Source organism: Kineosporia corallincola (assembly GCF_018499875.1).
GTDB classification, from domain to species: domain Bacteria; phylum Actinomycetota; class Actinomycetes; order Actinomycetales; family Kineosporiaceae; genus Kineosporia; species Kineosporia corallincola.
In genome coordinates this window covers 21,972-45,383 of sequence record NZ_JAHBAY010000023.1, presented here as the reverse complement: position 1 = coordinate 45,383, position 23,412 = coordinate 21,972, and the positions used below count along the sequence as shown (strand labels likewise).

Annotated in this window: 23 protein-coding genes; 12 read left to right on the top strand and 11 right to left on the bottom strand. The window is 72.0% G+C overall.

What is annotated here, in order from left to right; genetic code table 11:
• Positions 1-11 precede the first annotated feature (11 nt).
• Complete coding sequence (locus tag KIH74_RS34350; protein WP_214160619.1) at positions 12-929, bottom strand: carbohydrate ABC transporter permease; 918 nt, start codon at positions 927-929, stop codon at positions 12-14.
• Between the two features lie 11 nt (positions 930-940).
• Positions 941-2,296: an extracellular solute-binding protein gene (locus KIH74_RS34345; protein WP_214160618.1), complete on the bottom strand. Its 1,356-nt coding sequence runs from the start codon at positions 2,294-2,296 to the stop codon at positions 941-943.
• 291 nt (positions 2,297-2,587) lie between these two features.
• On the opposite strand from KIH74_RS34345, the gene KIH74_RS34340 reads away from it, so the two are divergent.
• Together KIH74_RS34340 and KIH74_RS34335 are read left to right on the top strand one after the other, a co-directional pair.
• Positions 2,588-4,453: a glycoside hydrolase family 2 protein gene (locus KIH74_RS34340; RefSeq protein WP_214160617.1), complete on the top strand. Its 1,866-nt coding sequence runs from the start codon at positions 2,588-2,590 to the stop codon at positions 4,451-4,453.
• Between the two features lie 76 nt (positions 4,454-4,529).
• Entirely contained in the window at positions 4,530-5,537 is a 1,008-nt protein-coding gene (locus tag KIH74_RS34335; RefSeq protein WP_214160616.1) for a LacI family DNA-binding transcriptional regulator, read from the top strand.
• Here KIH74_RS34335 and KIH74_RS34330 read toward each other — a convergent pair.
• The 7 genes from KIH74_RS34330 to KIH74_RS34300 form a co-directional block, all read right to left on the bottom strand.
• A complete protein-coding gene (locus tag KIH74_RS34330) occupies positions 5,498-5,950 on the bottom strand; it encodes a GlcG/HbpS family heme-binding protein (RefSeq protein ID WP_214160615.1) in 453 nt (150 codons plus the stop codon). The genes KIH74_RS34335 and KIH74_RS34330 overlap by 40 nt on opposite strands.
• Complete coding sequence (locus KIH74_RS34325; protein WP_214160614.1) at positions 5,947-6,273, bottom strand: glycerol dehydratase reactivase beta/small subunit family protein; 327 nt, start codon at positions 6,271-6,273, stop codon at positions 5,947-5,949. The genes KIH74_RS34330 and KIH74_RS34325 overlap by 4 nt, the downstream gene beginning before the upstream one ends.
• Positions 6,267-8,084: a diol dehydratase reactivase subunit alpha gene (locus tag KIH74_RS34320; RefSeq protein WP_214160613.1), complete on the bottom strand. Its 1,818-nt coding sequence runs from the start codon at positions 8,082-8,084 to the stop codon at positions 6,267-6,269. Before KIH74_RS34320 ends, KIH74_RS34325 begins: the two co-directional genes overlap by 7 nt.
• The gene (locus KIH74_RS34315) at positions 8,081-8,656 is read right to left on the bottom strand and encodes a propanediol/glycerol family dehydratase medium subunit (RefSeq protein WP_214160612.1); all 576 of its coding nucleotides are present in this window, start codon (positions 8,654-8,656) and stop codon (positions 8,081-8,083) included. The genes KIH74_RS34320 and KIH74_RS34315 overlap by 4 nt, the downstream gene beginning before the upstream one ends.
• The gene (locus KIH74_RS34310) at positions 8,656-10,368 is read right to left on the bottom strand and encodes a propanediol/glycerol family dehydratase large subunit (RefSeq protein ID WP_214160611.1); all 1,713 of its coding nucleotides are present in this window, start codon (positions 10,366-10,368) and stop codon (positions 8,656-8,658) included. Before KIH74_RS34310 ends, KIH74_RS34315 begins: the two co-directional genes overlap by 1 nt.
• A 30-nt stretch (positions 10,369-10,398) precedes the next feature.
• On the bottom strand, positions 10,399-10,830 hold the full coding sequence (locus KIH74_RS34305; protein ID WP_214160610.1) for a diol dehydratase small subunit: 432 nt from the start codon (positions 10,828-10,830) through the stop codon (positions 10,399-10,401).
• A gap of 97 nt (positions 10,831-10,927) precedes the next feature.
• Complete coding sequence (locus KIH74_RS34300) at positions 10,928-11,443, bottom strand: gluconokinase (RefSeq protein ID WP_214160609.1); 516 nt, start codon at positions 11,441-11,443, stop codon at positions 10,928-10,930.
• A 128-nt stretch (positions 11,444-11,571) separates the two neighbouring features.
• Here KIH74_RS34300 and KIH74_RS34295 point away from each other — a divergent pair, with 128 nt between their 5' ends.
• The 10 genes from KIH74_RS34295 (at position 11,572) to KIH74_RS34250 (ending at position 21,035) form a co-directional block, all read left to right on the top strand.
• Positions 11,572-13,149, top strand: a complete 1,578-nt coding sequence (locus KIH74_RS34295) for a GGDEF domain-containing protein (RefSeq protein ID WP_214160608.1) — start codon at positions 11,572-11,574, stop codon at positions 13,147-13,149.
• Positions 13,150-13,185: 36 nt separating this feature from the next.
• A complete protein-coding gene (locus KIH74_RS34290) occupies positions 13,186-14,160 on the top strand; it encodes a hypothetical protein (RefSeq protein ID WP_214160607.1) in 975 nt (324 codons plus the stop codon).
• Positions 14,161-14,361: 201 nt separating this feature from the next.
• Entirely contained in the window at positions 14,362-15,264 is a 903-nt protein-coding gene (locus tag KIH74_RS34285) for an acyl-CoA dehydrogenase family protein (RefSeq protein WP_214160606.1), read from the top strand.
• A gap of 49 nt (positions 15,265-15,313) precedes the next feature.
• Positions 15,314-16,228 carry a 2-hydroxyacid dehydrogenase gene (locus KIH74_RS34280; RefSeq protein ID WP_214160605.1) on the top strand — a complete coding sequence of 305 codons (915 nt, stop codon included), beginning with the start codon at positions 15,314-15,316 and terminating at the stop codon, positions 16,226-16,228.
• Positions 16,229-16,290: 62 nt separating this feature from the next.
• Positions 16,291-17,163 (top strand): ROK family protein, encoded by an 873-nt coding sequence (locus KIH74_RS34275; protein WP_214160604.1) that lies wholly within the window; start codon positions 16,291-16,293, stop codon positions 17,161-17,163.
• Between the two features lie 41 nt (positions 17,164-17,204).
• Positions 17,205-18,158: an acetylxylan esterase gene (locus KIH74_RS34270; protein WP_214160603.1), complete on the top strand. Its 954-nt coding sequence runs from the start codon at positions 17,205-17,207 to the stop codon at positions 18,156-18,158.
• Positions 18,159-18,260: 102 nt separating this feature from the next.
• Complete coding sequence (locus tag KIH74_RS34265) at positions 18,261-18,995, top strand: ABC transporter ATP-binding protein (RefSeq protein WP_214160602.1); 735 nt, start codon at positions 18,261-18,263, stop codon at positions 18,993-18,995.
• Complete coding sequence (locus KIH74_RS34260; protein WP_214160601.1) at positions 18,992-19,720, top strand: ABC transporter permease; 729 nt, start codon at positions 18,992-18,994, stop codon at positions 19,718-19,720. The genes KIH74_RS34265 and KIH74_RS34260 overlap by 4 nt, the downstream gene beginning before the upstream one ends.
• 15 nt (positions 19,721-19,735) lie before the next feature.
• Positions 19,736-20,320 (top strand): TetR/AcrR family transcriptional regulator, encoded by a 585-nt coding sequence (locus KIH74_RS34255; RefSeq protein WP_214160600.1) that lies wholly within the window; start codon positions 19,736-19,738, stop codon positions 20,318-20,320.
• 175 nt (positions 20,321-20,495) lie between these two features.
• Complete coding sequence (locus KIH74_RS34250; RefSeq protein ID WP_214160599.1) at positions 20,496-21,035, top strand: hypothetical protein; 540 nt, start codon at positions 20,496-20,498, stop codon at positions 21,033-21,035.
• A gap of 80 nt (positions 21,036-21,115) precedes the next feature.
• Here the strand turns inward: KIH74_RS34250 and KIH74_RS34245 are convergent, their stop codons facing one another.
• Positions 21,116-22,063, bottom strand: a complete 948-nt coding sequence (locus tag KIH74_RS34245; RefSeq protein ID WP_214160598.1) for an FAD-dependent oxidoreductase — start codon at positions 22,061-22,063, stop codon at positions 21,116-21,118.
• 68 nt (positions 22,064-22,131) lie between these two features.
• Complete coding sequence (locus KIH74_RS34240; RefSeq protein ID WP_214160597.1) at positions 22,132-23,346, bottom strand: alanine racemase; 1,215 nt, start codon at positions 23,344-23,346, stop codon at positions 22,132-22,134.
• Between the last annotated feature and the right edge of the window lie 66 nt (positions 23,347-23,412).

Sequence of the window (23,412 nt, the reverse complement as noted above, 5' to 3'; positions counted from 1 at the left end):
TTTCGGTCCCTTCACGCGCGCGCGTCGCGGCGGCGGCTGGTGATCATCCAGACGGCGGAGACGAGAACCAGGATCAGGAAGTAGACCATGGTCCCGGCGGCCGCGTAACCCGCCCGGTAGGTGGTGAAACCGGTGTCGTAGATGTACTCGATCACCGGCCGGGTGCTGCCGTTCGGGCCACCGCCCAGCAGGATGTAGATCTGGTCGAACACCTTGAGCGAGGCCAGCACCTGGAGCATGAGCACCAGGCCGATGGTGGGCCGCAGCAGCGGGACGGTGATCGAGCGGATCTGCTGCCAGGCGCTCGCCCCGTCGATGGCCGCGGCCTCGTAGGTCTCCTCCGGGATCTCCTGCAACGCGGCGGTGTAGAGCACGAAGTTGAAACCGAAGGTCCACCACACCGTCATCAGGGTGACCGCGAACCAGGCGCCCTTGGTGGCGCTCAGGAATCCCGGGTCGGGCAGCCCGACGCTGGTGAAAGCTTTGGTCAGTAGCCCGATCTCGGGGGAGTAGATGTAGCTGAAGATCAGTGCCACCGAGGCCGACGGCACCACGTAGGGGGCGAAGAAGGCCACCCGGTAGAACCAGCGGTTACGGGTGATGCGGGCGGCGAAGACCGCTGCCAGCAGCGGCAGCACGACCAGGAACGGCACGGTCAGGAGGGTGAACAGGGTGGAGTGCCACATCGACTTCCAGAAGTCGACGCTGGACAGGATGTCCAGGTAGTTGTCGAGGCCGACGAAGGCGCCGAGGTCGTTCTTCACCGTGGCGGTGTTGAAGAAACTCAGCACCAGGCCGACCAGCACCGGGCCGATCAGGAACAGGGCGTAGAGCACCAGGAACGGGGTGGAGAAGATCCAGCCGGCCCGGTTGTCGCGCCCGTCGGACGGGACGCGGGTGGTGGGGACAGCCGTGGTTGCGGTGGTCACGATCTACTCCCTCAGCTCACCGGCGCGTTGGTGTCGGCCAGCTTCTTCAGCGCTGACTTCATCTGGCTGGTGGCGCTCTTCGGGGTCATCTGCCCCGCCAGCGCCGAGATGATGATGGCGCCCACCGTGTTCTGGAAGTCCGATCCGGCGCCGGTGTACCAGCCGTCCGGGTCGTAGACCGCGTTCGCGGCGGCGTCCACGTAGTTCTTCTGCGGGCTGAGCTCCTTGAACGCGGCGCTCTCCACGGTCGGCAGCCAGGCCGGGATGTGCCCGCCCTGCGCCCACAGCGCGCTCTGCCCGAGCAGGCCCTGAATGAATTGTGCCGCGTATCCGGCACGTTCGGCCGAACGGCCGCTCGCCCGGGGAATCACCAGCGAGTGCGAGTCGGCGTAGGCGCAGGCCTCGTCGCCGAGCAGGGCCGGGAACGGCACCATGTTCAGGTTCAGCGTGCTGCCGTCGGGCATCTTCACGCCGGAGTAGACGGTGATCTGCCAGACGCCGTCGAACAGGAAACCCGCCTCGCCGCCGCTGAACTGCTGGGTCGCGACCGCGCCGGTGGCGTTCGGCGGCGCCAGTTTCTGCCCCACGGTGATCTTCTGGAGGAACGCGAAGGTCTCCTGCATGGCCTCGTCGTCCACCGTCACCTTCGTGCCGGAGTCGGAGACGATGCCCTGGTCCTTCACCAGGCCGCCGTAGACCGTCATGAACCAGCGCCAGGCGGTGGACGGGTCGGCGGTGTTCGCCATCGTGACGCCGTACTTCCCGGTGACCTTCTTCATCTCGGTCAGGGCCTCGAGGAAGCGCTCCTCGCCGGAGATGTCGGTGAGACCGTCGCCCGCGTCGTTCAGCAGCCCGGCCTTCCCGGCCAGGTCCACGTTGTAATAGAGCACGAACGGGTGGGTGTCGAGCGGGATCGCGTAGGTGGATCCGTCGATGGTGGCCTTCTGCCAGGCCGGTGCGGAGAACTTGTCCTGCGTGACACCGAGTTCCGCGAGACCGGTCTCCTCGTAGGGGGTGAGCAGCCCGGCCTGGGCCAGGGTGGACAGCCGGGAGAGGTGGCTGATGGCCACGTCCGGCGGGCGCTGGCTGGAAGCCGCCAGGGCAAGTTTCGTGTAGTAGGGGTTACCCCACGACAGCAGGGTGGATTCGACCGAGTGGCCGGTGGCCTTCTGGACGGTGTCGACCATCGTGCCCATGTTCTCGCCGTCGCCGCCGCCGAACAGATGCCAGAAGATGACATCCGCGGTGGCCGGCTGACCGCCGGTCAGGCTGGTGACGACGGGAGATCCACAGGCGGACAACAGGCCCGCCAGCGACAGGCCGCCTCCCATGGCCAGGAAGTTGCGGCGTGTGAAATCACCACGCATACGGCATTCGCTCCTCATTGTGCGGCCCGCGCGCTCTAGCTAAGTGGCTGGACCTTGACACACCCGTTTGCATCGATGCAAGACCTGCCCGGACAGCTTTTCCGGTCGTGCGCCCAGCGTGTCCGGGCGGCTACGGGATTTTGCTGACCTGCATGTTGCATCGTTGCAAAGGCAGGCATCATGCTGTCACCGGACCGACGGCGGCGCATGTCGGTGAAGGTGCTCGTGAGCGGTGTCCGCGGACGGTGCTCGTGAAGGTGCTCGTGAAGGTGCAGAGGAGAGGGCTCAGACGTGAAGGCGACACAGCAGGACGGCTCGTACCCCCGGCCGATCCTGGCCCGGGGTGACTGGACCGGCCTGGACGGAAGCTGGGACTTCGCCCACGACGACGCGGACGCCGGGCGCGCGGAGCGCTGGTACGCGGCCGGTTTCGAGTCTGCCCCGGTTTTCGACCGCACGATCCAGGTGCCCTACCCGCCGGAGTCCCCGGCCTCGGGCATCCACGACACCGGCTTCCATCCGGTGGTCTGGTACCGCCGCACGGTCGACGGTGCCGCGCTGGCGACCGACGGTGGACGACGTGCGCTGATCCACTTCGGCGCCGTGGACTTCCGCGCCGACGTCTGGATCGACGGACAGCACGCCGGGCACCACGTCGGCGGGCAGACGCCGTTCACCGTGGACGTCACCGACCTGCTCACGCCCGGCGCCGGCGAGCACCTGCTGGTGGTGCGTGCCGAGGACGACCCGTTCAGCATGGAGGCACCCCGCGGCAAGCAGGACTGGCGGGACCGGACCCACGGCATCTGGTACGAGCGCACCACCGGGATCTGGCAGACGGTCTGGGCCGAGTCGGTGCCGGCCGCGCATGTCACCGAGGTGTACTGGCGTCCCGACGTGGCCGGCTGCGCGCTGCGCGGCGAGGTCACGCTGAACCGGATCCCTTCCGCCCCGGCCGTTCTCGACGTCGAGGTGAGCTTCGGCGACGAGGTGCTGGCCTTCGGGTCGGTGCTGGTGCAGGGCGCCACCGTGCCGGTCGACCTGCGGCTGGCGGCCCTGGTCAACGGCCAGGACCGGGCCCGGCTGCTGTGGAGCCCGGAGCACCCGAACCTGATCGACATCGCCGTGGTGCTGCGGGACCGGGCCGGTGGCGAGGTGCTCGACGAGGTGGCGAGTTATACCGGCCTGCGCACGGTTTCGGTGGGCGGCGGGGCGTTCAAGCTGAACGACGCGCCGATCTACACCCGCTCCGTGCTGAACCAGGGCTACCGCCCCGACACCCACAACGCGAACACCGGCACCGGCCAGCTGCGCGCCGAGGTCGAGCTGCTGATCGCGATGGGCTTCAACTCGGTGCGCAACCACCAGAAGGCCGAGGACCCGCGGTTCCTCTACTGGGCCGACCGGCTCGGCCTGATGGTCTGGGGCGAAACCGCTGCGGCGTACTCGTTCTCGAACACCGCGGTGGAACTGCTCACGGCCGAGTGGCTGGAGCTGGTGCGGCGTGACCGCAGCCACCCCAGCGTGGTGGTCTGGGTGCCGTTCAACGAGAGCTGGGGCGTGCAGGACATCGCCCACGACGTGGCGCAGCAGAACTTCGCCAAGGGCCTCAGCGCGCTCACCCGTGCCCTCGACCCGACTCGCCCGGTGATCTCGAACGACGGCTGGGAACACGTCGACAGCGACATCATGGGCATCCACGACTACACCACGAACGGGCCCGGCCTGATCCGGCTCTGGGGCTCCGCGGCCGCGGCCGACGCCACGGTGCGCTCCGAGCTCGGCGTGCAGGGGCGCAAACCGATCGTCGACCCGGCGGCCCTGGCCAAGTGGGACGCCGGGGTGGCCCCGCTGATGCTCACCGAGTTCGGCGGCATCTCGCTGTCGGCCGACCCGGAGAACTGGGGTTACGCCAGCGTCACCAGCCCGGCCGAGTACGAGGGCGTGGTGGGCGAACTGTTCGACGCCCTGCGCGAGGCCCCCACGCTGGTCGGCTTCTGCTACACCCAGTTCATGGACACCGGCCAGGAGACCAACGGCCTGCTCTACGCCGACGGCACCCCGAAGCTGCCGGTGGAGACGATCCGGGCGATCGTCACGGGCACCCGGGAGGGCAGGAAGCTGGAGGCCGGGGCGACGAACGGCTGGCAGGACTGAACCCGGGGCGGCGGGTGCGTGATCGTGCGCCCCGCCGCCCTCACACCGGCGGCGGGGGATGTGAGAAGGTGCGCGGATGGCGGTGACCTTGCGCGACGTGGCCGAGCGGGCCGGTGTCTCGGTCCGCACGGTCTCCAACGTGGTGAACGGCTTCCAGCACATCGCCCCCGCCACCCGGGCCCGGGTGCAGGCCGCGCTGGAAGAGCTGAACTACCGGCCCAACCTGGTGGCCCGCAGCCTGCGGCAGGGCCGCACCGGCATCATCATGCTGGTGCTGCCCGAGATCAACGTGTCGTACTTCGGTGAGCTTGCCCACGAGGTGGTCGACTACGCCAGCTCGGTGGGCTGCACCGTGCAGATCGACGAGTCCGGTGGCGACCCGCAGCGCGAGCGCGCCCTGCTGGAGACGATCGCCCAGGCCAGCTGGGTCGACGGGGTGCTGTTCAGTTCACTCGGGCTGCGCGGCGTGGACCTGGCCGGCCTGGCCGGCGGGCGGCCGATGGTTCTGCTCGGCGAGCGCACCGCCCGCACCTCGCTCGACCACGTCGGCATCGACAACGTGGAGGCCGCCCGGCAGGCCGTGGCGCACCTGGCCGGGCGGGGCCGCACCCGGATCGCCGCGCTCGGCGGCAGCGGCGGCGCCCGGGACGCCACGTCGAAGTACCGGCTGAAGGGTTTCCGGCTGGGCATGCGGGCCGCCGGTCTCGACCCGGAGGGCCGGTACCTGCGCACCGCCGACTACCGCCGGGGCAGTGCCGCCACCGCCGTGCGGGAACTGCTGGCCTGGCCCGAACGGCCCGATGCGCTGTTCTGTTTCAGCGACGAGCTGGCCGCCGGGGCACTGCGCGAACTGCACGAGCAGAACGTACGGGTGCCGGAAGACATGGCGGTGATCGGGTTCGACGACATCGAGGCGTCCCGGTTCTCCACCCCGTCGCTGTCGTCGGTGCGGCCCGACAAGGCCGGCATCGCCCAGGCCGCGGTGGACACGTTGCTGGCCCGGCTCGACGACCCGGCCGGTGCGGTGCGGGAGGTCAGCGTCGCTCACGAGCTGGTGGTGCGGGAGAGCAGCGGCTCCGCCTGAGCCTCCTGGTGTGTCGCCACTGCCGCCACAGCTGCCGTGGCCACCGTCACGTCTTCCTCCACCGAACCTGCGCTGACCCCGACGGCCCCCACCACGCGGCCGTCGCGGGTCACCGGGATGCCGCCGCCGAACGTCACCAGGCCACCGGAAAGATGTTCCAGGCCGTACAGTTCGGCGCCCGGCTGGGTGGCCCCGGCCAGGTCGGACGTGGGCGTCTCCATCAGCACCGAGGTTCTCGCCTTGCGCGTGGAGATGTCGATACTGGCCTTGATCGCGCCGTCCATCCGCACGAACGCGACCAGGTGCCCGCCGTCGTCCACCACGGCGATGTTCATCGGCCGGCCGATTCGGTCGGCCTCGCGGATCCCGGCGTCGATCATCCGCCGGGCGTCGGCCAGGTTCAGGCTGCTCATCGGTTCTCCTCGAGGTCCAGCGGTGTCCCGGTGACGATCCGGGCGGCGTGGCGGCCCGCCCGGCGCGCCTCGCGGGTGCGGGTGACCGGTTGCGTGTCGGGCAGTTTCGAATGATGGACGACGATCAGACCGGTCGCGTCCAGCCCGACGCCGACACCCAGCGGGGATCGCCGTGCGGCCTCGACGGCCAGACTCGCCGCGGTTCCCGGGGTGCCGCGCCGCACCTCGAACGGCACGCCCTCCTCCTCGATGCCGGCGCAGAGCTGGCGCAGCGGCTCGCCCCGCCCCGCGGTGAGCACGAGAATGTGCGGCCGGATCAGCATCTGGCCAGCACCAGCCCGCTGGCCACCGCGTTACGTGGACCCTCGGTGCCGCGCACGTTGCCGGTGCCGCAGACGATCCCGAACGGGGCCAGGGCGTCGGCGACCAGCTCGGGGATCTCGAAGTCCAGCGCGGAACCGCCCAGCAGCACGACGAACCCGATCTGCCGCAGGTCCTGGTAGGGGGCGACCTGGCGGAGCGCCCGCAGCGCGTTGACCACGAAGACCCGCTGTTTCGCCGTGCGTCGCACCTGCCGGATCCGGTCGAGACCGTGCCGGGTCGGCACGGGCGTCATCGCGTGTTCCCCGAGAGTGAGCACCCGGGCGAAGAGCTCCGGGGCCAGCGGCTGGTCGAAGAACCGCACGGTGCCGTTCTCCAGGCGCAGGTGGAAGAAGCTCTCCGACCGGGCCAGCGGGCACTGCTTGATCTCCTCGGCCAGGTCGCGTCGCACGCCCAGCTCGGCGGCGATCAGCCGGGTGACCAGGTCACCGGCCCCCGCCACGTGCACGGTGCTGATCCGGCCGTCCGGCCCGGCCAGCGCGGCGTCGGTCGATCCGCCACCCAGATCCAGCACCACGAGCGGTCTTTCGGTGCCCGGCGTGGTCAGCGCGCCGCGCGTGGCCATCTCGGCCTCCACCCCGCCGATCACCACCTCCACGTCGTGCGCCCCCTGTTGCCGCAGCCGGCCGGCGATCACGTCGGCCACCTGCCGCATCGGGCCGTGGCTGGTGCGCACCATCGCGGCCAGCGCCACCGCGTTCTCCAGCGCCACCTCCCCGGCCAGCCCGCCGCGCACCTCGCGCGGCACGAAGGTGTCCACGGCCAGCAGGTCGCCGATCCGCACCTGATCCGGGCCCAGCTCGGCCACGTCGGCCATGTTCTGCCGCACCGTGGCCAGCATGCCGCCGACGTTGGTGCCCGCCTCGCCGGTCGCGTCGCGCAGCGGGGCGAGCCGGCCGGCCAGGGCCATGATCGCCTCGGCGCCCTCCGACACGTCGATCCGCAGGGTGGCCGAATCCCCGTGCAGCTCCAGGGTTCCGGCCGGGATGCGGCGGTCGCTGACCTCACCCGAGGGGGTGCGCACCACCACCGCCGACCGGATGCCGGTGAGCGCCCGGGCCACCGGTGCCACCGCCCGGGTCTGCTCGGCGTCCAGCGAGAACACGGTGGCGAGCCCGTAGGCGTCGCAGAGCGTGCGGATGGTGCGGCCCGGCGCTGCCACCTCGACGGCCGCGGTCATGCCGGCCGGCACCGCCTCGACCCGGCGCACCTCGTCGACGATCGGCACCGGGCGGTTCAGCCGGTTGCTCACCAGCACCGCGTCGTCGGCGCCGAGCACCGCCCCGCGCAGGTCGACGCCGCGTTCCAGGGCGGCGTTCAGGGCCTTGCCGACCACCGCGAAGTCGATCCCGGCCGGCACCACCGCGATCACCGCGTCGCCGGGCGAACATTCGTCCAGTTCGGCGAACGGCACGGTGACGCCCACGCCGAGCCCGGCTCCGCCGGGGGTGCGCGGGTCGTGGCCGATCATCGTCGACTCGGTGATCAGGGTCTCGGTGATGGTCTCCATCGCCAGGCCGCTGATCACCGGGGTCGCCTCGTTCACGAACACCCGGGTCAGGTCTTCCAGGGGCCGGCCGCTGCTGCGCAGGGCCGCGCGGATCGCGGCCTCCACGCCGTCCACATTTCTGGTCGTGCCCTTGATCCCGGTGGTGGGAACCAGTCCGCTGCCGAGGAATACGGGATCCTCGAAGGCGCAGGCCTCGGTGGTGGAGTTGCCGATGTCGACCCCGGCGACGATCCCCGGGCTCATGCCGGATCGTCGATGACGGGCTCCACCTCGGTCGCCGGTGCACCCTTGACCAGCAGCTCGCACTCCTTGAGGTGCAGCAGGGCGGCCTTGGCCTGCCAGCGGGGCCGGGCCATCTGGTCGTTCAGGGTCGGAACCGGCTGCGGCGACTCGCCCTTGGCGTACTGCGCGGCGTTGCGGCCGATCGCCCGGAACACCTCGGGCGTCATCAGGGGCGACTGCGGGAACAGCTCCAGGGAACTGAGCCGGGGCAGGTCCTTCTGGTGGATCATGCTGGTGCCGCGCGACAGCACGCCGATCCCGATGCCCGAGCCGGACAGCCGGGCCGCGGTGTGCGCCACCGCGGCCAGGTCGGCGGTGGCGTGCAGCCGGATCACCCGGGCCTGGCCGCCCTGCTCCTCGATGCCGGCCAGGATCTGCCGGACCACCTGCGCGTGCGGGATGTCGGTGATGGTTCTCGTGAAGAACCCGGCGAACCCGGGGGAGAGGGCGAGCACCACCTCGTCCGGCCGGGTCCCGTGCCCGGCCCGGCCGATCTCGCGCAGCTCGATGCCGGGGGCGGTCGTGGTCGCCATCAGCTGACCTCCAGTTCCGGGTTCTCCGCGCTGGTCACGTGCCGCAGCCTCTTCATCCGCTCCCAGCGCTCGCCGGAGGGGCGGTAGCCGGTGCCCGGGCCGGTGTAGTCGTTGGCGTCGTTCACCGCCGACAGTGGCTCCAGGTTGTCGTCGAGAATGGCGCTGGTCTGGAGCAGGTCGCCGGACACCCGCTGCCGCAGCACGGTGAGCAGATGGTCGGCGACGTCGGCGAAACCGCCCTCGTGCAGGGCCTTCACCAGGTCGAGACCGGTCACGCCGCGGTCCGTCACCGACTGCGCGCCCTTCAGGTCCTCCAGCACGTCGCGGGGCAGCAGGTCGTTGGAACCGTGCGCGTAGACGGCGGTCTCGATCTCGCGGTCGGTGATCGGGGGCAGGCCGAGGTGGGCGAACACGGCCTGGAGCGCGTGCCCGGCCCGGCTCCGGGCGGCCAGGATCTCGGCCTCACCGACGTGCTGGAGCCCGCCGTCGATCTGGTAGTCGCGCTGGATCGCGTTCCAGTCGTCGTAGTCCTCGGCGTCGACGTTGGAACCGGCGAACATGTTGTCGTAGTTGGGGGTCGCCGAGTAGCCGGAGCAGACGAAGTCGGTGCCGGCCATGATCTGCGGCATCAGCCGGGAGGTGCGGCGCATCGGGGAGTGGCTGAACGACTGGTCGTTGCCGGACGCGCACTCCAGGTCGAGCATGCTGGCGATCATGTTCTCGGCCGCCACCGCGCGGATGCCCGACGGCACCGCGCCCGGCACCCCGATGCAGCTGATCGAGCCGTTCTGGAGGCCCTGCACCCCGGCGCCCTTCGTCACCAGGATGCAGCGGATCTCCAGGTAGAGCATGGAACGGCCCTCGGCGTTGCCCATCTGCACCTCGGAGCCGGTGCCGGAGGTGAAGCGCATCTTGATCCCGCGGGAGGCGTAGGCGGCCGCGAGAAACGCCTTGGACCAGGGGGTGTCGTCGCCGTCGACGAACACCGACTCGGTGCCGTAGACCGAGATGGTCTCGGCGTAGGCGGTGATGCCGCGCATGCCCAGGTCGAGTTCGGTGGCCTCCTCCAGCGCGCACTGGGTGAGCCGGCCGCCGCGTCCCACCTGGCCGCCGACCTGGAGCGCGATCGCCACCAGCGGTGCGTAACGCACCACGCCGAGCGTGGTCTCGAGTTCGGAGAACCCGCGCAGCGACGCCTCGGCGGCCTCCATCGCCACCTGGAGCGGGTTGTCCCGGGCGCTGGTGCAGTGCGCCTGGTTGGCCGGCGTGCGCCGGGCGCGCATCTTCTGCATGCCCATCATGATCTCGACGATGTTCATCCGCCGCACCGTCTCCAGCAGCGCGGCCGGCGTGAGACCCCTTGCGGTGCGCAGCACCTCGTCACGGGTCACGTTCGGGTCGACCAGCATGCGGGCCACCGTGCCCGGGCCGAGTGCCATGGCCCGCTCGGCGGCGTCCACGTCGATCGCGTGGTCGGCGATGAACTGGTCGAGGAAGTCGAAGTCGGCGCGTTCGCGGCCGTCCATCTCGGCCACCCGGCCGTTCTCGATCCGGATGCTGGGCCGGGGGTCGAACTCGCTGTCCATCGCGACCATGCCGACCTCGGGCCACTCCTGCACGAAGCCGTCCTGGTTGACGGGCCGGTCCTCCAGGATCTGGTTGCGCAAAGAGTGCCGCGGAGTGGGGTTTTCGTGGTGCGGAAGGGATGGCATCGAACGGCTCCTCCAGCGTCGTGCGGGTCGTCAGGCCTCGGGGGCGGCCAGCAGGCCGCGGCGTTCGTACACCTCGGCGGCCTCCCGCACCAGGGCGGCCGTGGCCTGCCCGCCGTAGCCGCTCTCCAGCTCGTCGGCGATCGCCAGGAGCTGTTCCCGGGTGGAGGCGTGCGGGCGCAGGGCGTTGTACATCTCGAGCACCCGGGCGTCGGAGACCGCGATCAGCTCGGCGGCCCGGCGGAAGTTCTGCCCGAGCTGCGGGCGGCCGGAGGCGTCGGCCACCTCGGCCTGGATCCGCAGGGTGCCCGGAGCGATGCGGAGGTCTTCCGGCTGCACCCGCCCGGACACCACGTTCTGCATCGTCAGCTCGGAGATCGGCTTGCCCGTGGGAGTTCTCAGCAGGTCCGGGCGCTTCGTGCTGACCGGGTAGTCGGTGGCGGGATCGAAGGCGGGTTCGGGCATCGCAACCTCCCTGGGGCCGGACGGCTCCGTCCGGCGACGCCGTCACCGTGCCACGCGCGACGTTGCACCAACGTTGCAGCAGGGAGATCCGGCGCGGTCAGGGACGATTCGCGAGCCAGCGCCGGACCTGGCCGACCAGCGCGCCGGGCTCGTCCTCGCCGTTCAGCGGGAGGCCCGGCTCGTCGGGCAGCAGCGGCTCGTAGGCGGCGAGCTGGGAGTCGACCAGGCTCGACGGCATGTAGTGGCCCTGTCGCTGGGCGACCCGCCGGGTCAGCACCTCCCGCGACACCTCCGGGGCGACGAAACCCAGCTGCGGCAGCTCTTCCCGCAGCCGGTCGCGGTAACGCCGCCGCAGCGCGGAGCAGGCCATCACCAGCCCGCTGCCGGACGCCGCGGCGAGGTGCTCGTGCACCGTGGTCAGCCAGGGCGCGCGGTCGTCGTCGGTCAGCGGGATGCCGGCCGTCATCTTCGCGACGTTGGCGGTGGGGTGCAGGTCGTCGGCGTCTTCGAAGGGCACCCCGAGGGCGGCGCCGAGCGCGGTGCCGAGGGTGGACTTGCCGTTGCCCGAGGGGCCGATGACGACGAGAAGGGGCGCGGTCGGGATGCCGGTCATGAAGCCGATCATGCCCCGGTGCCGCCCGGTCGGCGAGATATGTCCGGCCGGGTCGCCGGTATCGGTCAAGTGCGGGTGGACGCCCGCCGATCCAGCAGGGGACGTCGGTGCCGGGAGGGGGACGCGGCATGGCTGCCTCGGTGGATCGCGCCGCCGGGCCCGCACACCGGGCCCGGGCGGTGCTGCTCGGCCTCGCGCTGGTGTGCCTGGGGCTGCTCGTCGCCGTGCCCCTGACCGGGAGCGAGCTCGGGCTGTGGCTGACCTGCGCGCACTGGGTGGTGTCCGGCGGGGTGGCGGTGCTGGGCACCCTGCTCGCCCGGACCGCGGCGGGCAGCGCCCCGGACCGCGAGGGCTGGGGCCTGCTGCTGACCGGCCAGCTGTGCTGGCTGGCCGCCGTGGTGATCTACGACGGCTTCGTGCTGACCGGCAGATATCCGCCCTCGCCCACGGTCTCCGACGTGCTGTGGCTCGGCGCCGGGGTGGTCTCGGCCGCCGGGCTGCGCCGGCTGGGCCGGGCCCGCACCCGTCGCCGCGATCTGTCCTGGATGGAGCTGGCCCCGCTGGGTGCCGCCGTCTGCGTGCTGCTGCTGGTGCTGCTCTGGCCGCAGATCGAGAGGTCGACGCTGGGGCCGGTGGCGGTCGTGACGATCCTGGCCTACCCCTTCGTCTACGTCTCGATCGCGATGGTGATGATCCAGGCCGTGGTCGCCGGATCGCTTCAGCTGCGCCACAACTGGGGGCTCGGCGCGGTGCTGGCCGGACTGGTGGTGGAGGCCGGCACCTTCGTGGCCTGGGCACCGCCGCTGCTCGGGCAGACCTACCTGGTGGGCGACAGCCTGCTCGACCCGGCCTGGTCGATCGGCATGATGCTGATCGGTGTCGGGGCCTGGGCGGCCCGGCCGGTCGAGGGCCGCGCCGACCTGACCGGTGCGCGCAATCGCGGCGGGGTGCTGCCGACAGTGTCGTTCCTGCTGCTGTCGGCGGTTCAGATCGTGGCCACCGGACGGGACGCCCGGATGGGCGCGCTCAGCATCGGCGTCGGCATGGTCGGCGTGCTGCTGGCGATCCGCGGCTCGGCGCTGCGGCGCACGAACGCCGCGCTGCGGCTCGACTCCCGCACCGATCCGCTGATGGGCATCGCCAACCGGCTCCAGCTGGTGGACGACCTGCGGGACGCCGACGAGCGGGCGGCGGAGGGGGAGCGCTACGCCGTCGCGCTGTTCGACCTCGACCACTTCAAGGCCTACAACGACGGGCTCGGGCACCAGGCCGGCGACCTGGCCCTGCAATCGGTGGCGATGCTGCTGGACCGGACCAGCCGCGGCGGCGACCGGATCTACCGCTACGGCGGCGAGGAACTGCTGCTGCTGATCCGCGGCGTCGACCTGGACCAGGCCCGGCAGGTGGCCGAGCGGCAGCGCGGCGCGCTGGAGCAGGCCCGGCTGAGCCATCCCGGCAACGAGCCGTACGGGGTGATGACGACGAGCGTCGGCGTGGCCTGCGTGCTGCCCGGCGAGACGCCGCAGCAGGTGACGGAGCGGGCCGACGCGGCGCTCTACCGGGCCAAGGAGCAGGGCCGGAACCGGGTGGTGGCGGCCGGTGTTCCGGTTCCACCGGCCAAGGACGCCGTCGTTCCGCGCCCGCGCAGCGGCGATCACGACGCCGCGCAGCCCTCGCCGGGCGGTCCAGGACAACCTCACGCATAGTGGGAAAGCGGTCGTAGATCCACGAAGGAGCTTCACGTGCGGGCACTTGTCCTCGACGGTCAGGGTGCGGTCGGCCAGGCCGTCGCCGCCGAACTGGGGCGCAACGGCGTCACCGCGGTGCTGGCCGGGCGTGACCCGGGCCGCTACGAGCAGACCGTGCGCTGGCGCGGCGACCTGGCCGACCTGCACCACGCCGCCGGGCAGGCCACGGTGGTGGTGGACGCCTCGGGCCGGCACGACCGGCGGGTCGCCGAGCGGGTCACCGCGGCCGGCGCCGCCCTGGTCGAGATCGGTGACCACGCCGCCTACCTGTCGGAGCTGGCCGGGCTGCACACCCGCACACCGATCCTGGCCGGGGCCCGGCTGATCCCGGTGCTGGCCGGACTGCTGGCCCGGGACGCGGTGGCGCACAGCCCGGGCACCGTCTCGATGGCCGACCCGGTCGAGATCGGCGTGGTGCTCGGCGCCGGTGACCCGGAGAACGCGGCCGACACCGGTTCCACCTACGCCCTGCTCGGTCACTTCTTCACCGACCCGGCCACCGGTGAGGAGGTGCTGAACTTCAGCGGCCGGCAGCGGATCACGCTGCCCGACGGCACCCGCCGCACGATGGCCCGGGTGGACTTCCCCGGCCAGAGCCGGCTCACCGCGAGCCTGGGCCGCCCGGTGCGCACCTGGTTCGCCACCGGCGACGCGCTCAGCACCGCGCTGCTGCGGGGCCTGACCCGGGTGCGCGGGGCGGACCGGCTGCCCCCGGCCTTCCACCTGCCGGGCACCGACGGCTGGCAGGTGGTGGCCCGCGCCGGGCAGGGCCCGGACAGCGTGACCAGCTGGGCGTCCGGGCGTCACCAGTTGCCGTTCATCGCCCACATCGCCACGATCGCCACCCGCCGGGCCCCCACCGTGGAGCCGAGGCTGCACCGCGTCGGCGACCTGCTCACGCTCTCCGACCTGGCCGGGCTGGAGGGTCTGGACCTCGGCCGTTCCACGCTTGGGGTGCACCAAAGCTGAGATAGGAGATAGGGTGTGCGATGTCGAGGATCGACTTGCGGTATCCGCAGCGCCTTTTCAGGGTCTCGGACTTCACCCTCCGTTCACGTTGCCCGTTCTGACGTGACCGAACGGGAGTGATCGCGTCGCATCGGCGTCTTTTCGCTGTGAGCTGTGCGCCGGGTCATTCCCCGCGCGGCCGTCGTCCAGCATCCTGGCGCCATGGTGATGACCCGGACCCACGCCCCCGACGCCGAGGCCCTGGCGGCGGCCGGGCGACTGCTGTCCTGGTGTGTCGGTGGCGTTACCCCTGGACCGGCCGCGCTCGCCGCGTCCGGACTGCTGGGCCTCACCGTGCCGGCCCGGTTCGGCGGTCCGCAGTGCTCGGTGACCACGCTGGCCGAGGTGCACCGCCTGCTCGCGGCGAGCGCCCCGCACCTCGCCCTGCTGCTGCACGGCCACTCGCTCTTCCTGCGGGCCCTGGCCGAGCAGGGGTCCCCGGAACAGCAGCGCCGCCTCTTCGCCGAGGCGCTCACCGGAACCTGTTTCGCCGGTGTCGGAGCGGGGTTCGGCGGCCGGGCCGATCACACGGCCTGGCCCGATCACACGGCCCGGGCCGGTGCTCCCGGTCCGGCCGGCCCGATGCCCCTGACCCTGTGCCGCCGGCGCAACGGCGTGTACCGGCTCGACGGCGAGAGTCCCTGCGCCGCCGGGGTGCCGCAGGCCGGCCGGCTGGTGGTGCGCGCCGTGCTGGTGGACGAACTGGCCGAGGAGACCGACGAACCCGACGAGGTGCTCGCCGTGATCGGGCGCGACGACCTCGGGGTGTCGTCCACAGCGCCGTCCACAGCGCCGTCCACAGCGCTGGCCATGGCGTCGTCCAGGGTGTCGCCCGCCTCCGAGGAGGACGGCGGCGTGCTGCGGTTCGACGGGGTGCGGGTCGCGGCCGCTGACGTCGTCCCCTATTCGACGCTCTTCGACCGCCCGACCACGTTCGGCGCCCGGGAGCGGGCCACCCGGGCAGCGCTCGACCCGCACCTGCCGCCGGATGACCTGCGCGAGCTGGCCCTCGCCGTGGACCTGGCCGAACCACCACCGCGCGAAGACCTTGTCGGCCGGACATGACCTGCCTACCCCTGGCGGTCGGACACATCGGGATGTAAGGCTCTGCCGCATGACGATCGTGGTCAGTCTGCCCAGTGACGAGCTCGTTCAGGCCCTGTCCGGGCTGCCCGGCATCGAGGTGGTGCGGTGGGCGCTGGACGGGCCACCACCCCGGCCCGACCTCGACCTGGTGGTGCCGCCGTACATGTCCGGTCCGGACGTGCTGCCCGCCCTCGGCCAGGTCGGCCCCTGCGCGGTGCAGAGCCAGAGCATCGGGTTCGACGGCGTCGAGGAGCTGCTGCCGCCGGGCTTCACCTTCTGCAACGCGGCCGGGGTGCACGAGACCTCCACCGCCGAGCTGACCCTCGGGCTGATCATCGCCGCGCAGCGTGAGCTGGCCGGGTACGTGCGGGCCGCGGGCCGGGGCGAGTGGCGCTCCGGCACCACCCGGTCGCTCGCCGACTCCCGCGTGCTGGTGATCGGCCAGGGTGGCGTGGGGAGGGCGATCATGACGCGGCTCGCTCCGTTCGAGATCACCCTGGTGCGTGTCGCGTCGTCTCCACGCACGGACGCCGGTGGGCTCGTGCACGGGATCGGCGAGCTCCCGGACCTGCTGCCGCACGCCGACGTGGTGGTGCTCGCGGTTCCGCTCAGCCCCTCCACCCGCGGGCTCGCCGACGCGGCGTTCCTGACCTCGATGAAGGACGGCGCCCTGCTCGTCAACGTCTCGCGCGGGCCGGTGGTGGTCACCGACGATCTGGTCGCGGCGCTCAAGGACGGCCGGATCCGCGCCGCTCTCGACGTCACCGACCCGGAACCGCTCCCCGCGGGGCACCCGCTCTGGGACCTCGAGAACGTCATCATCACCCCGCACGTGGGCGGCAACTCCGCGGCCATGGCGCCGCGGGTGGCCGCGCTGGTGCGCTCGCAGGCCGAGGCGGTGCGCGACGGCCTGCCGCTGCGGAACGTGGTGATCGAGCCGTGAGCGCCGACGTCCGCCCTGAAGCCACGCCCGGTCCCGGGGCTGCCGTGCGCCCGGAATCCGTTGTGCGATCAGCCGTTCCGGTGCTGGAGGTCGGCGGTTCGCATCTCACCGCGGCGCTGGTGTCGCTGGACGCGGCGCTTCCGTCGGTGACCCGGATGCGTCGCTGGCACGTCGAACCGGACTGCTCGGCGGCATCTTTCGTGCAGACCCTGCTGGAGGGGGCGGCCTGGCTGGACGTCGCGCCGGGCACGGACTGGGGCATCGCGATGCCCGGCCCGTTCGATTACGACGCCGGGATCGGCCGGTTCGAGGGCGTGGGCAAGTTCGAGGCGCTGAACGGGTTCGACGTGCGCGCCGCCTTCACCGCCGGGCTGCCCGCGGCGCCCGGCCGGGTGGTCTTCCTCAACGACGCGGACGCCTTCGGCCTGGGCGAGTACGCGGCCGGGGCGGCCCGGGGCTTCCGCCGGGCGATCTGCCTGACGCTGGGCACCGGTGTCGGGTCGGCGTTCGTGGCGGACGGGGTGGCTCTCTCGTCCGGGCCGGGCGTACCTCCCGACGGCGAGGCACATTTCATCGTCTGGGGCGGCGCCGAGCTGGAGGAGACGGTGTCGCGCCGGGCCATCCGCCGGGGCTACGCGGAGCTCACCGGGCAGCACCTGGATGTGCACGAGATCGCCGCGCTGGCCCGGGCCGGGGACGGGGTCGCCGCCGCGCTGCTGGAGCGCACCTTCCGGGCGCTGGGTGAGGCGCTGTCGCCCCACGTGCGCGATTTCGGGGCCGAGGTGCTGGTGCTGGGCGGGTCGATCGCCGGCTCGTTCGACCTGATCGAGCCGCCGTTGCGCAAGGGGCTGGCCCGGGACGTGGTGCTGCGGGTGGCCGCCGACCCGGAACACGCGCCGCTGATCGGCGCGGCGGCGCACGCCTGCTCCGGCTGAGGCTCTTCGTCGTCCATTGTTGTTGTTCTGAAGGAGAAATCGTGGGTTACGCGGATCTGCCGCTCGATCAGCTGCGCTCGTACCAGTCGTCGGTGGAGCAGCCCGACGACTTCGACGAGTTCTGGCGCGACACCCTGAAGGAGGCGCGCGAGGCAGCGTCCGGCACCCGCCTGGAGCCGGTGGACAACCGCCTGGCCACGGTGGACACCTGGGACCTGACCTTCTCCGGGTTCGCCGGCCAGCCGGTGAGGGGCTGGCTGCACCTGCCGGCCAACCGCGGCGGGGAGCCGCTGCCCTGCCTGGTCGAGTACATCGGCTACACCGGCGGCCGCGGCCTGGCGCACGAGCGGACCGGCTGGGCGCAGGGCGGTTACGCGCACCTGGTGATGGACACCCGCGGTCAGGGAGGCGACACGGCCGACGCCGGGGCGACCGGCGGCCCGTCCAGCCCGGGCTTCGTCACCCAGGGCTGGGAGTCACCGCGGACCCACTACTACCGCCGGCTGATCACCGACGCGGTCCGCGCCGTCGACGTGGCCCGGGAGCTGGAGGCGGTCGACGCGGAGCGGGTGCTGACCACCGGCATCAGTCAGGGCGGGGGACTGGCGATCGCCGGCGGGGTGCTCGGCGAGGCCGCGGCGGTGCTGCCCGACGTGCCCTTCCTCTGCGACTTCCCGCGCGCCGCCTGGACCGCCACCCGGGCGCCCTACGACGAGCTGATCGCCTTCTCCTCGCGGCGCCGCAACGCCACCGGTCAGCTCATGAAAACCCTTTCCTACGTGGACGGCGTCAACTTCGCCCGCCGCGCCACCGTGCCGGCGCTGTTCTCGGTGGCCCTGATGGACGCCACCTGCCCGCCGTCCACCGTCTACGGCGCCTACAACGCCTGGGGCGGCGAGAAGAGCATCCGCGAGTGGGCCTACAACGACCACGAGGGCGGGCAGGCGCACCAGCAGGTCGAGCAGTACGACTGGCTGCGGGAGTTCCTGGGGTAGGGGTTCGCGGGTCCTCGTCCCGAGGGCGGATCGCGCCGGTGTCGTCCGGCGCGGTCCGCCCTTTCGCTTGACAGCGCACCCACCCGGGCGCAAATTAAACACATGGCTAATTCAGTCTCGGTCGAGGTGCGCGGGCTGCGGGTCGGCCGCGGCGGCCGCGAGTTGCTGCACGGGATCGACGCCGGCATCCCGGAGGGGCGGATCACCGGGTTGATCGGGCCCAGTGGGTCGGGCAAGAGCACGTTCATCCGCGCCCTGGTCGGGGTGCAGCGGATCTCCGGCGGGTCGGTGACGGTGCTGGGGCATCCGGCCGGGTCGCCGGTTCTGCGCACCCGGGTGGGTTACGCCGGCCAGACGGCGGCGGTGTACCCGGATCTCAGCGTCGCCGAGAACCTGCGCTACTTCGCCGCCGTGCGCGGTGACGACCCGGGCGAGGTCGCCCGGGTGGTCTCCATGGTCGGCCTGGAGGGATACGAGAACCGGGTGACGGCGCTGCTTTCCGGCGGTCAGAGATCGCGGGTGGGGCTGGCGGCGGCCCTGCTCGGGCGCAGTCGGCTGATCGTGCTGGACGAGCCGACGGTCGGCCTGGACCCGGTGCTGCGGGGCGAACTGTGGCAGCTGTTCCGGGATCTCGTGGCGGACGGCACCACCGTCCTGGTGTCCAGCCACGCCATGGACGAGGCCGCGCGCTGCGACGAGCTGATGCTGCTGCGCGCCGGCCGGCTGCTGTTCCACGACACCCCGGCCGAACTGCTGCGCCGCACCGGAGAACCCGACGCCGAGCGTGCCTTCGTGCACCTGGTGGCGCGGGAAGCCACGCCGGAGGTGGCGGTATGAGCCCGCGGCGCACCTGGGCCACGGCCCGGCGGGTGCTCCAGCAGCTGGCGCACGACCCGCGCACGGTGGGGCTGCTGCTGCTCTTCCCGTCCGTGCTGATGATGCTGCTGCGCTACGTGCTGGACTCGCCGCAGCGGTTCGGTGCCAGTGCCCCGGCGCTGATCGGCATCTTTCCGTTCACCATCATGTTTCTGGTGACGTCGGTGGTCACGCTGCGGGAGCGGCGTGACGGCACGCTGGAGCGCCTGATGACGATGCCGCTGGGCCGCCTCGACCTGCTGCTCGGCTACGGGCTGGCGTTCGGGCTGGCGGCGCTGGCCCAGGTCGGCCTGGTGGTGCTGGTCACGGTGACCTGGCTGGGGCTCGACGTGGCCGGGCCGCTGTGGCTGCTGGCGCTGGTCGCGGCGCTCGACGCGCTGCTCGGCACGGCGCTCGGCCTGCTCGGAAGTGCCTTCGCGCGCAGCGAGTTCCAGGCCGTGCAGTTCATGCCGCTGGTGGTGATGCCGCAGGTGCTGCTGTGCGGTCTCTTCGTGCCCCGGGAGAGCATGTCGCCGGTGCTGGAGGCGGTGTCGGCGGTGTTCCCGCTGTCGTACGCGGTCGAGGGGGTGAACCGGATCGCGGCCGGCACGAACCAGGACCTGCCGAGGGATCTCGGTATCGTGGCAGCGGCGGCGGTGCTCGCCCTCGGGCTGGGGGCGGTGACGCTGCGGCGGAAATCGGCCTAGGAGAGCGGTGAACAGGTGGCGGGACGGCGCCCCGGCAATTCGGGTACGCGCGACGAGATCCTGGCCGTGGCCCGGAAGCTCTTCTCCGAGAGGGGTTACGAGGGCACCACGATCCGGGCCATCGCCGGTGGGGCCGGGGTCAACCCGGCGCTGGTGCACCACTTCTTCGGTTCCAAGGAGCAGGTGTTCATCGCCTCCGTCGACTTCCCGGTGAACCCGTTCGAGGTGCTGCCCCAGCTGGTGGCCGGTGGCCCGCCGGAGCAGTTCGGCCGGCGCCTGGCCACGCTGATCGTCGAGGTGTGGTCCGACGAGCAGCGCCGCGCACCGCTTCTCGCCCTGCTGCGGGGGGCGATGACCGGCGAGCCGGCCGGCCGCACGCTGCGCGCCGTGCTGGAGAAGGTGCTGATGCCGCGGCTGGAGCAGGCTTTCGGCACCACCCGGGAGGTCGCCGCCACGGCATTCGCCCAGATCGCCGGAATCATGCTGGCGCGTTACGTGATCGGTCTGGAACCGCTGGCCTCCGCCCCGCCCGCCGAGGTGGTGGAGGTGCTGGCCCCGATCATCCAGAACGCCGTGGACACGGGGCGTTCGGGGTCCTGAGGTGATGCGGCGCATTGCACGCCCGCGGCGCCGGATCACGCAACCGGTGGCTAGCCCGGCCGGGCGGATGCGACTTCTCGTTCCGCCGAACGGCGCACCGGGGGTGTAACCGCCGGGGCGGTCCGGGCCGATGCTGTGGAGGTCCGTTACCGTCGATCGAATCGAGGTGCTGACAATGACCATCGGCCCCATCGGTGATCTCGGGGAAACCAGTACGGCGATCAGCCAGCAGGCCCAGTTACTGGCCCAGCGAAACGAGCTGCGAACGCAGGAGGCCCAGGCCGCCACGGACCGACAGGCCCAGCTGACGACCCAGGCACAACAGGCGGACCAGGCTCAGCGGGCGGTGCTGGACCGGCAGGATCAGCGCCAGGCCCAACTACAGGCCGAGCTGGAGACTCAGCAACGGGCCGATGCCAATCAGGCCCGGCTGGAGGCGTTCGGCATCCAGCAGGCCCAGCTACAGGACCAGATCCTCGCGGACCGGGACCTGCAAGCGACCCAGGAGGTGATGGCTGATCAGGACAGAATCGATCAGCAGCAGAGTTCCGATCAGGCAGCGGTCAACGCTCTCCTGAACAACAACAGCACGATCGGTACCGTTCAGGACGCGATTGACGAATTCCAGCAGCTGGGCGAGACCAGCGGGCTGGAGGTGTCGGAGGTGACGGTGACCCTGACCCGATCCGGCAGCGAGATCGATACTCAGCTGTAGCAGCACGGTTTCACGATCGTGGGGTCCACCCTGGCAGCGGGTGGGCCCCACGATCGCGTCCGGGTCACGACCTGGAGATGTCAGGCGGTCACCAGCCGGGCCACCTCGTCCGCACAACCCCAGCTCAGGGTGATGCCCGCACCGCCGTGCCCGTAGCAGTGCACGAGCCGGGCGCCGCCGGGCAGCGGCTCGGGGTCCTCCTCCAGCCGCGGCCCGCCGTGCCGTCCGGGGCGCAGGCCGGCCACCTCGCGCAGCACCCGGGCCTTGGCCAGTTCCGGCACCATCGCGACGCAGCGCCGCAGGATCGAGTCGGTGACCCCGGCGTCGGGGGACAGGTCGTCCTGCCCGGGCTCGAAGGTGCCGCCGGCCACCACGTCCCGGCTGCGCGGGTGCACGTACACGCCGCCCTCGGGATCGTCCTCGTCGCGGTGCGACACGGTGATGCCCGGGTTGGTCAGCACCAGGATGCGGCCGCGGATCGGGTGCACCGCGGGATCGGGCACCAGCTCGCGCGCGGCCAGGCCGGTCGCGTTGACCACCACCCCGGCGTCCGTCCCGGCCTCGGCCAGGGAGTCCAGCCGGCGCCGCTCGATCGTGCCGCCGAGCGCCTCCACCTGCTCGATCAGCCAGTACAGGTACGAGCGGGTCTGCACGGCCGGCACGGTGAACCGCCACTCGCCGGTGAACCGCTCGTCGGGGGGCGGTTCCAGCCGGAACTCCGGCACGCCCTGCGCCCACCACGGGGTGGCCGTGTCACCGCGCAGCAGCATGCGGCTGCTGCGCATGGTCACCCCGGGCACCCCCTCGGACGCCTGCCGGGCCAGCTCGAGCAGCGCCTGCTGCCCCCACACCAGCACCCGGTCGTCGGCGTCGATGTGCGTGGGGTACCAGACCGCCGCGGCCACCGCCGACACGGTGAGCTCGGGCGGGTGCGCGCTGACCACCCGCACCCGGTGCCCCGCCTCCAGCAGCCGGACCGCACAGGTCAGACCGATGATCCCGCCACCCACCACCACGACGTCAGCCATGCCGACAGCCTGCGGCAACCCGGGGCGGTTCCGGAAGATCTTCCCGGCGGATCAGCCGAACACCCAGGTCAGAGGAAGTGCTGGTTCTCGCCCCGGTAGGTGGGCACCTCCTGCACCGTGCCGTCCGCCCCGACCAGCTGGAAGGCGGCCACGTGCTCGGCCAGCTCACCGGCCTTGGCGTGCCGGAACCAGACCCGGTCGCCGACCGCCAGGACGTCGGCCACCACGCCGTGCAGCGGGGTCTGCACCTCGCCCGCCCCTTCCGTGCCGGTCAGCGAAAGGCCCTGCGGATAGGTCGGAATCGGCACCCGGTCGGCGCCGGCCGGCCCGGACGCGATCCAGCCGCCGCCGGTCACGGTGACGAAACCCGGCCGGGGACGGCGCACCACGTCGGTGCCGAACAGCGCCGCCGGGGCCACCGAGAACTGCCGGTAGGCGTCGAACAGGCCCGGCCCGTAGAGCCCGGAACCGGCGGTGAGCTCGGTGACGGCGTCCTCGGCGGTGGTGGTCTCCAGGCTGCCGGTGCCGCCGCCGTTGACGAAGCGCAGCGGGAACTCGGCGTCCACGGCCGCGACCACCTCGGCCCGGCGGGCCGCCAGCTCGCGCACCGACAGTGCCTGCATGGCGGTGACGGCCAGCCCGTACAGCGGCTTTCCGGCCGGCCGGTTGCCCAGCCCGGCCACCTGCCCCTCGTAGGCCATGATCCCGGTCAGCCGGAAACCCGGCCGCCCGGCCACCGTGCGGGCCAGCGCCAGGGCGTCGTCGGCGGTGAACACGCCGGAGCGGCGGATGCCGATGTGCACCCGGCCGCCGGCGGCGCGCAGCGAGGCGTCCAGGTCGATGCAGACGCTGATCTCCGGATGGCCGGGCGCGGCGGCGTCGATGAAGTCGAGCTGCTCGGCCGAGTCGATCATCAGGGTGACGCGTTCCCGGGCCACCTCGTCCGCGGCCAGCCGGCGCAGCGCGCCGCGCTCGGCGGTGGGGTAGCCGACCACGACGTCCGGGAACGGATGGGTGGGGTCGGTCGCCAGCCAGATCGCCTCGGCCAGCGTGTAGCCCAGCACACCCGCGAAACCCGGCTGCCCGTGCACCCGTTCCAGCACGGCGCGGCAGCGGATCGACTTGCTGGCCAGCCGGATCGGCTTGCCCTGGGCCCGGCGCAGCAGGTCGGCCGCGTTGGTCTCGAGCGAGGGCAGGTCGATCACCGCCACCGGTGGGTCCAGATGGGCCGTCGCGGTGTCGAGACGGATCTTGGTGGCTGCCGGGGTGATGGTGGCCGTCATGCGGGCAAGCGTCGGCGTATCGGGCGAATCGGTCAAGATGACATCACGGTGTGTATGTGACCGTTG

Coding starts and splice junctions, on each gene's coding strand:
- KIH74_RS34295 (WP_214160608.1), top strand. CDS start 11,572: ATGGCTGCCTCGGTGGATCGCGCCGCCGGGCCCGCACACCGGGCCCGG.
- KIH74_RS34310 (WP_214160611.1), bottom strand. CDS start 10,368: ATGCCATCCCTTCCGCACCACGAAAACCCCACTCCGCGGCACTCTTTG.
- KIH74_RS34315 (WP_214160612.1), bottom strand. CDS start 8,656: ATGGCGACCACGACCGCCCCCGGCATCGAGCTGCGCGAGATCGGCCGG.
- KIH74_RS34345 (WP_214160618.1), bottom strand. CDS start 2,296: ATGCGTGGTGATTTCACACGCCGCAACTTCCTGGCCATGGGAGGCGGC.
- KIH74_RS34335 (WP_214160616.1), top strand. CDS start 4,530: ATGGCGGTGACCTTGCGCGACGTGGCCGAGCGGGCCGGTGTCTCGGTC.
- KIH74_RS34285 (WP_214160606.1), top strand. CDS start 14,362: ATGGTGATGACCCGGACCCACGCCCCCGACGCCGAGGCCCTGGCGGCG.
- KIH74_RS34260 (WP_214160601.1), top strand. CDS start 18,992: ATGAGCCCGCGGCGCACCTGGGCCACGGCCCGGCGGGTGCTCCAGCAG.
- KIH74_RS34325 (WP_214160614.1), bottom strand. CDS start 6,273: ATGCTGATCCGGCCGCACATTCTCGTGCTCACCGCGGGGCGGGGCGAG.
- KIH74_RS34330 (WP_214160615.1), bottom strand. CDS start 5,950: ATGAGCAGCCTGAACCTGGCCGACGCCCGGCGGATGATCGACGCCGGG.
- KIH74_RS34250 (WP_214160599.1), top strand. CDS start 20,496: ATGACCATCGGCCCCATCGGTGATCTCGGGGAAACCAGTACGGCGATC.
- KIH74_RS34320 (WP_214160613.1), bottom strand. CDS start 8,084: ATGAGCCCGGGGATCGTCGCCGGGGTCGACATCGGCAACTCCACCACC.
- KIH74_RS34300 (WP_214160609.1), bottom strand. CDS start 11,443: ATGACCGGCATCCCGACCGCGCCCCTTCTCGTCGTCATCGGCCCCTCG.
- KIH74_RS34280 (WP_214160605.1), top strand. CDS start 15,314: ATGACGATCGTGGTCAGTCTGCCCAGTGACGAGCTCGTTCAGGCCCTG.
- KIH74_RS34265 (WP_214160602.1), top strand. CDS start 18,261: ATGGCTAATTCAGTCTCGGTCGAGGTGCGCGGGCTGCGGGTCGGCCGC.
- KIH74_RS34245 (WP_214160598.1), bottom strand. CDS start 22,063: ATGGCTGACGTCGTGGTGGTGGGTGGCGGGATCATCGGTCTGACCTGT.
- KIH74_RS34305 (WP_214160610.1), bottom strand. CDS start 10,830: ATGCCCGAACCCGCCTTCGATCCCGCCACCGACTACCCGGTCAGCACG.
- KIH74_RS34240 (WP_214160597.1), bottom strand. CDS start 23,346: ATGACGGCCACCATCACCCCGGCAGCCACCAAGATCCGTCTCGACACC.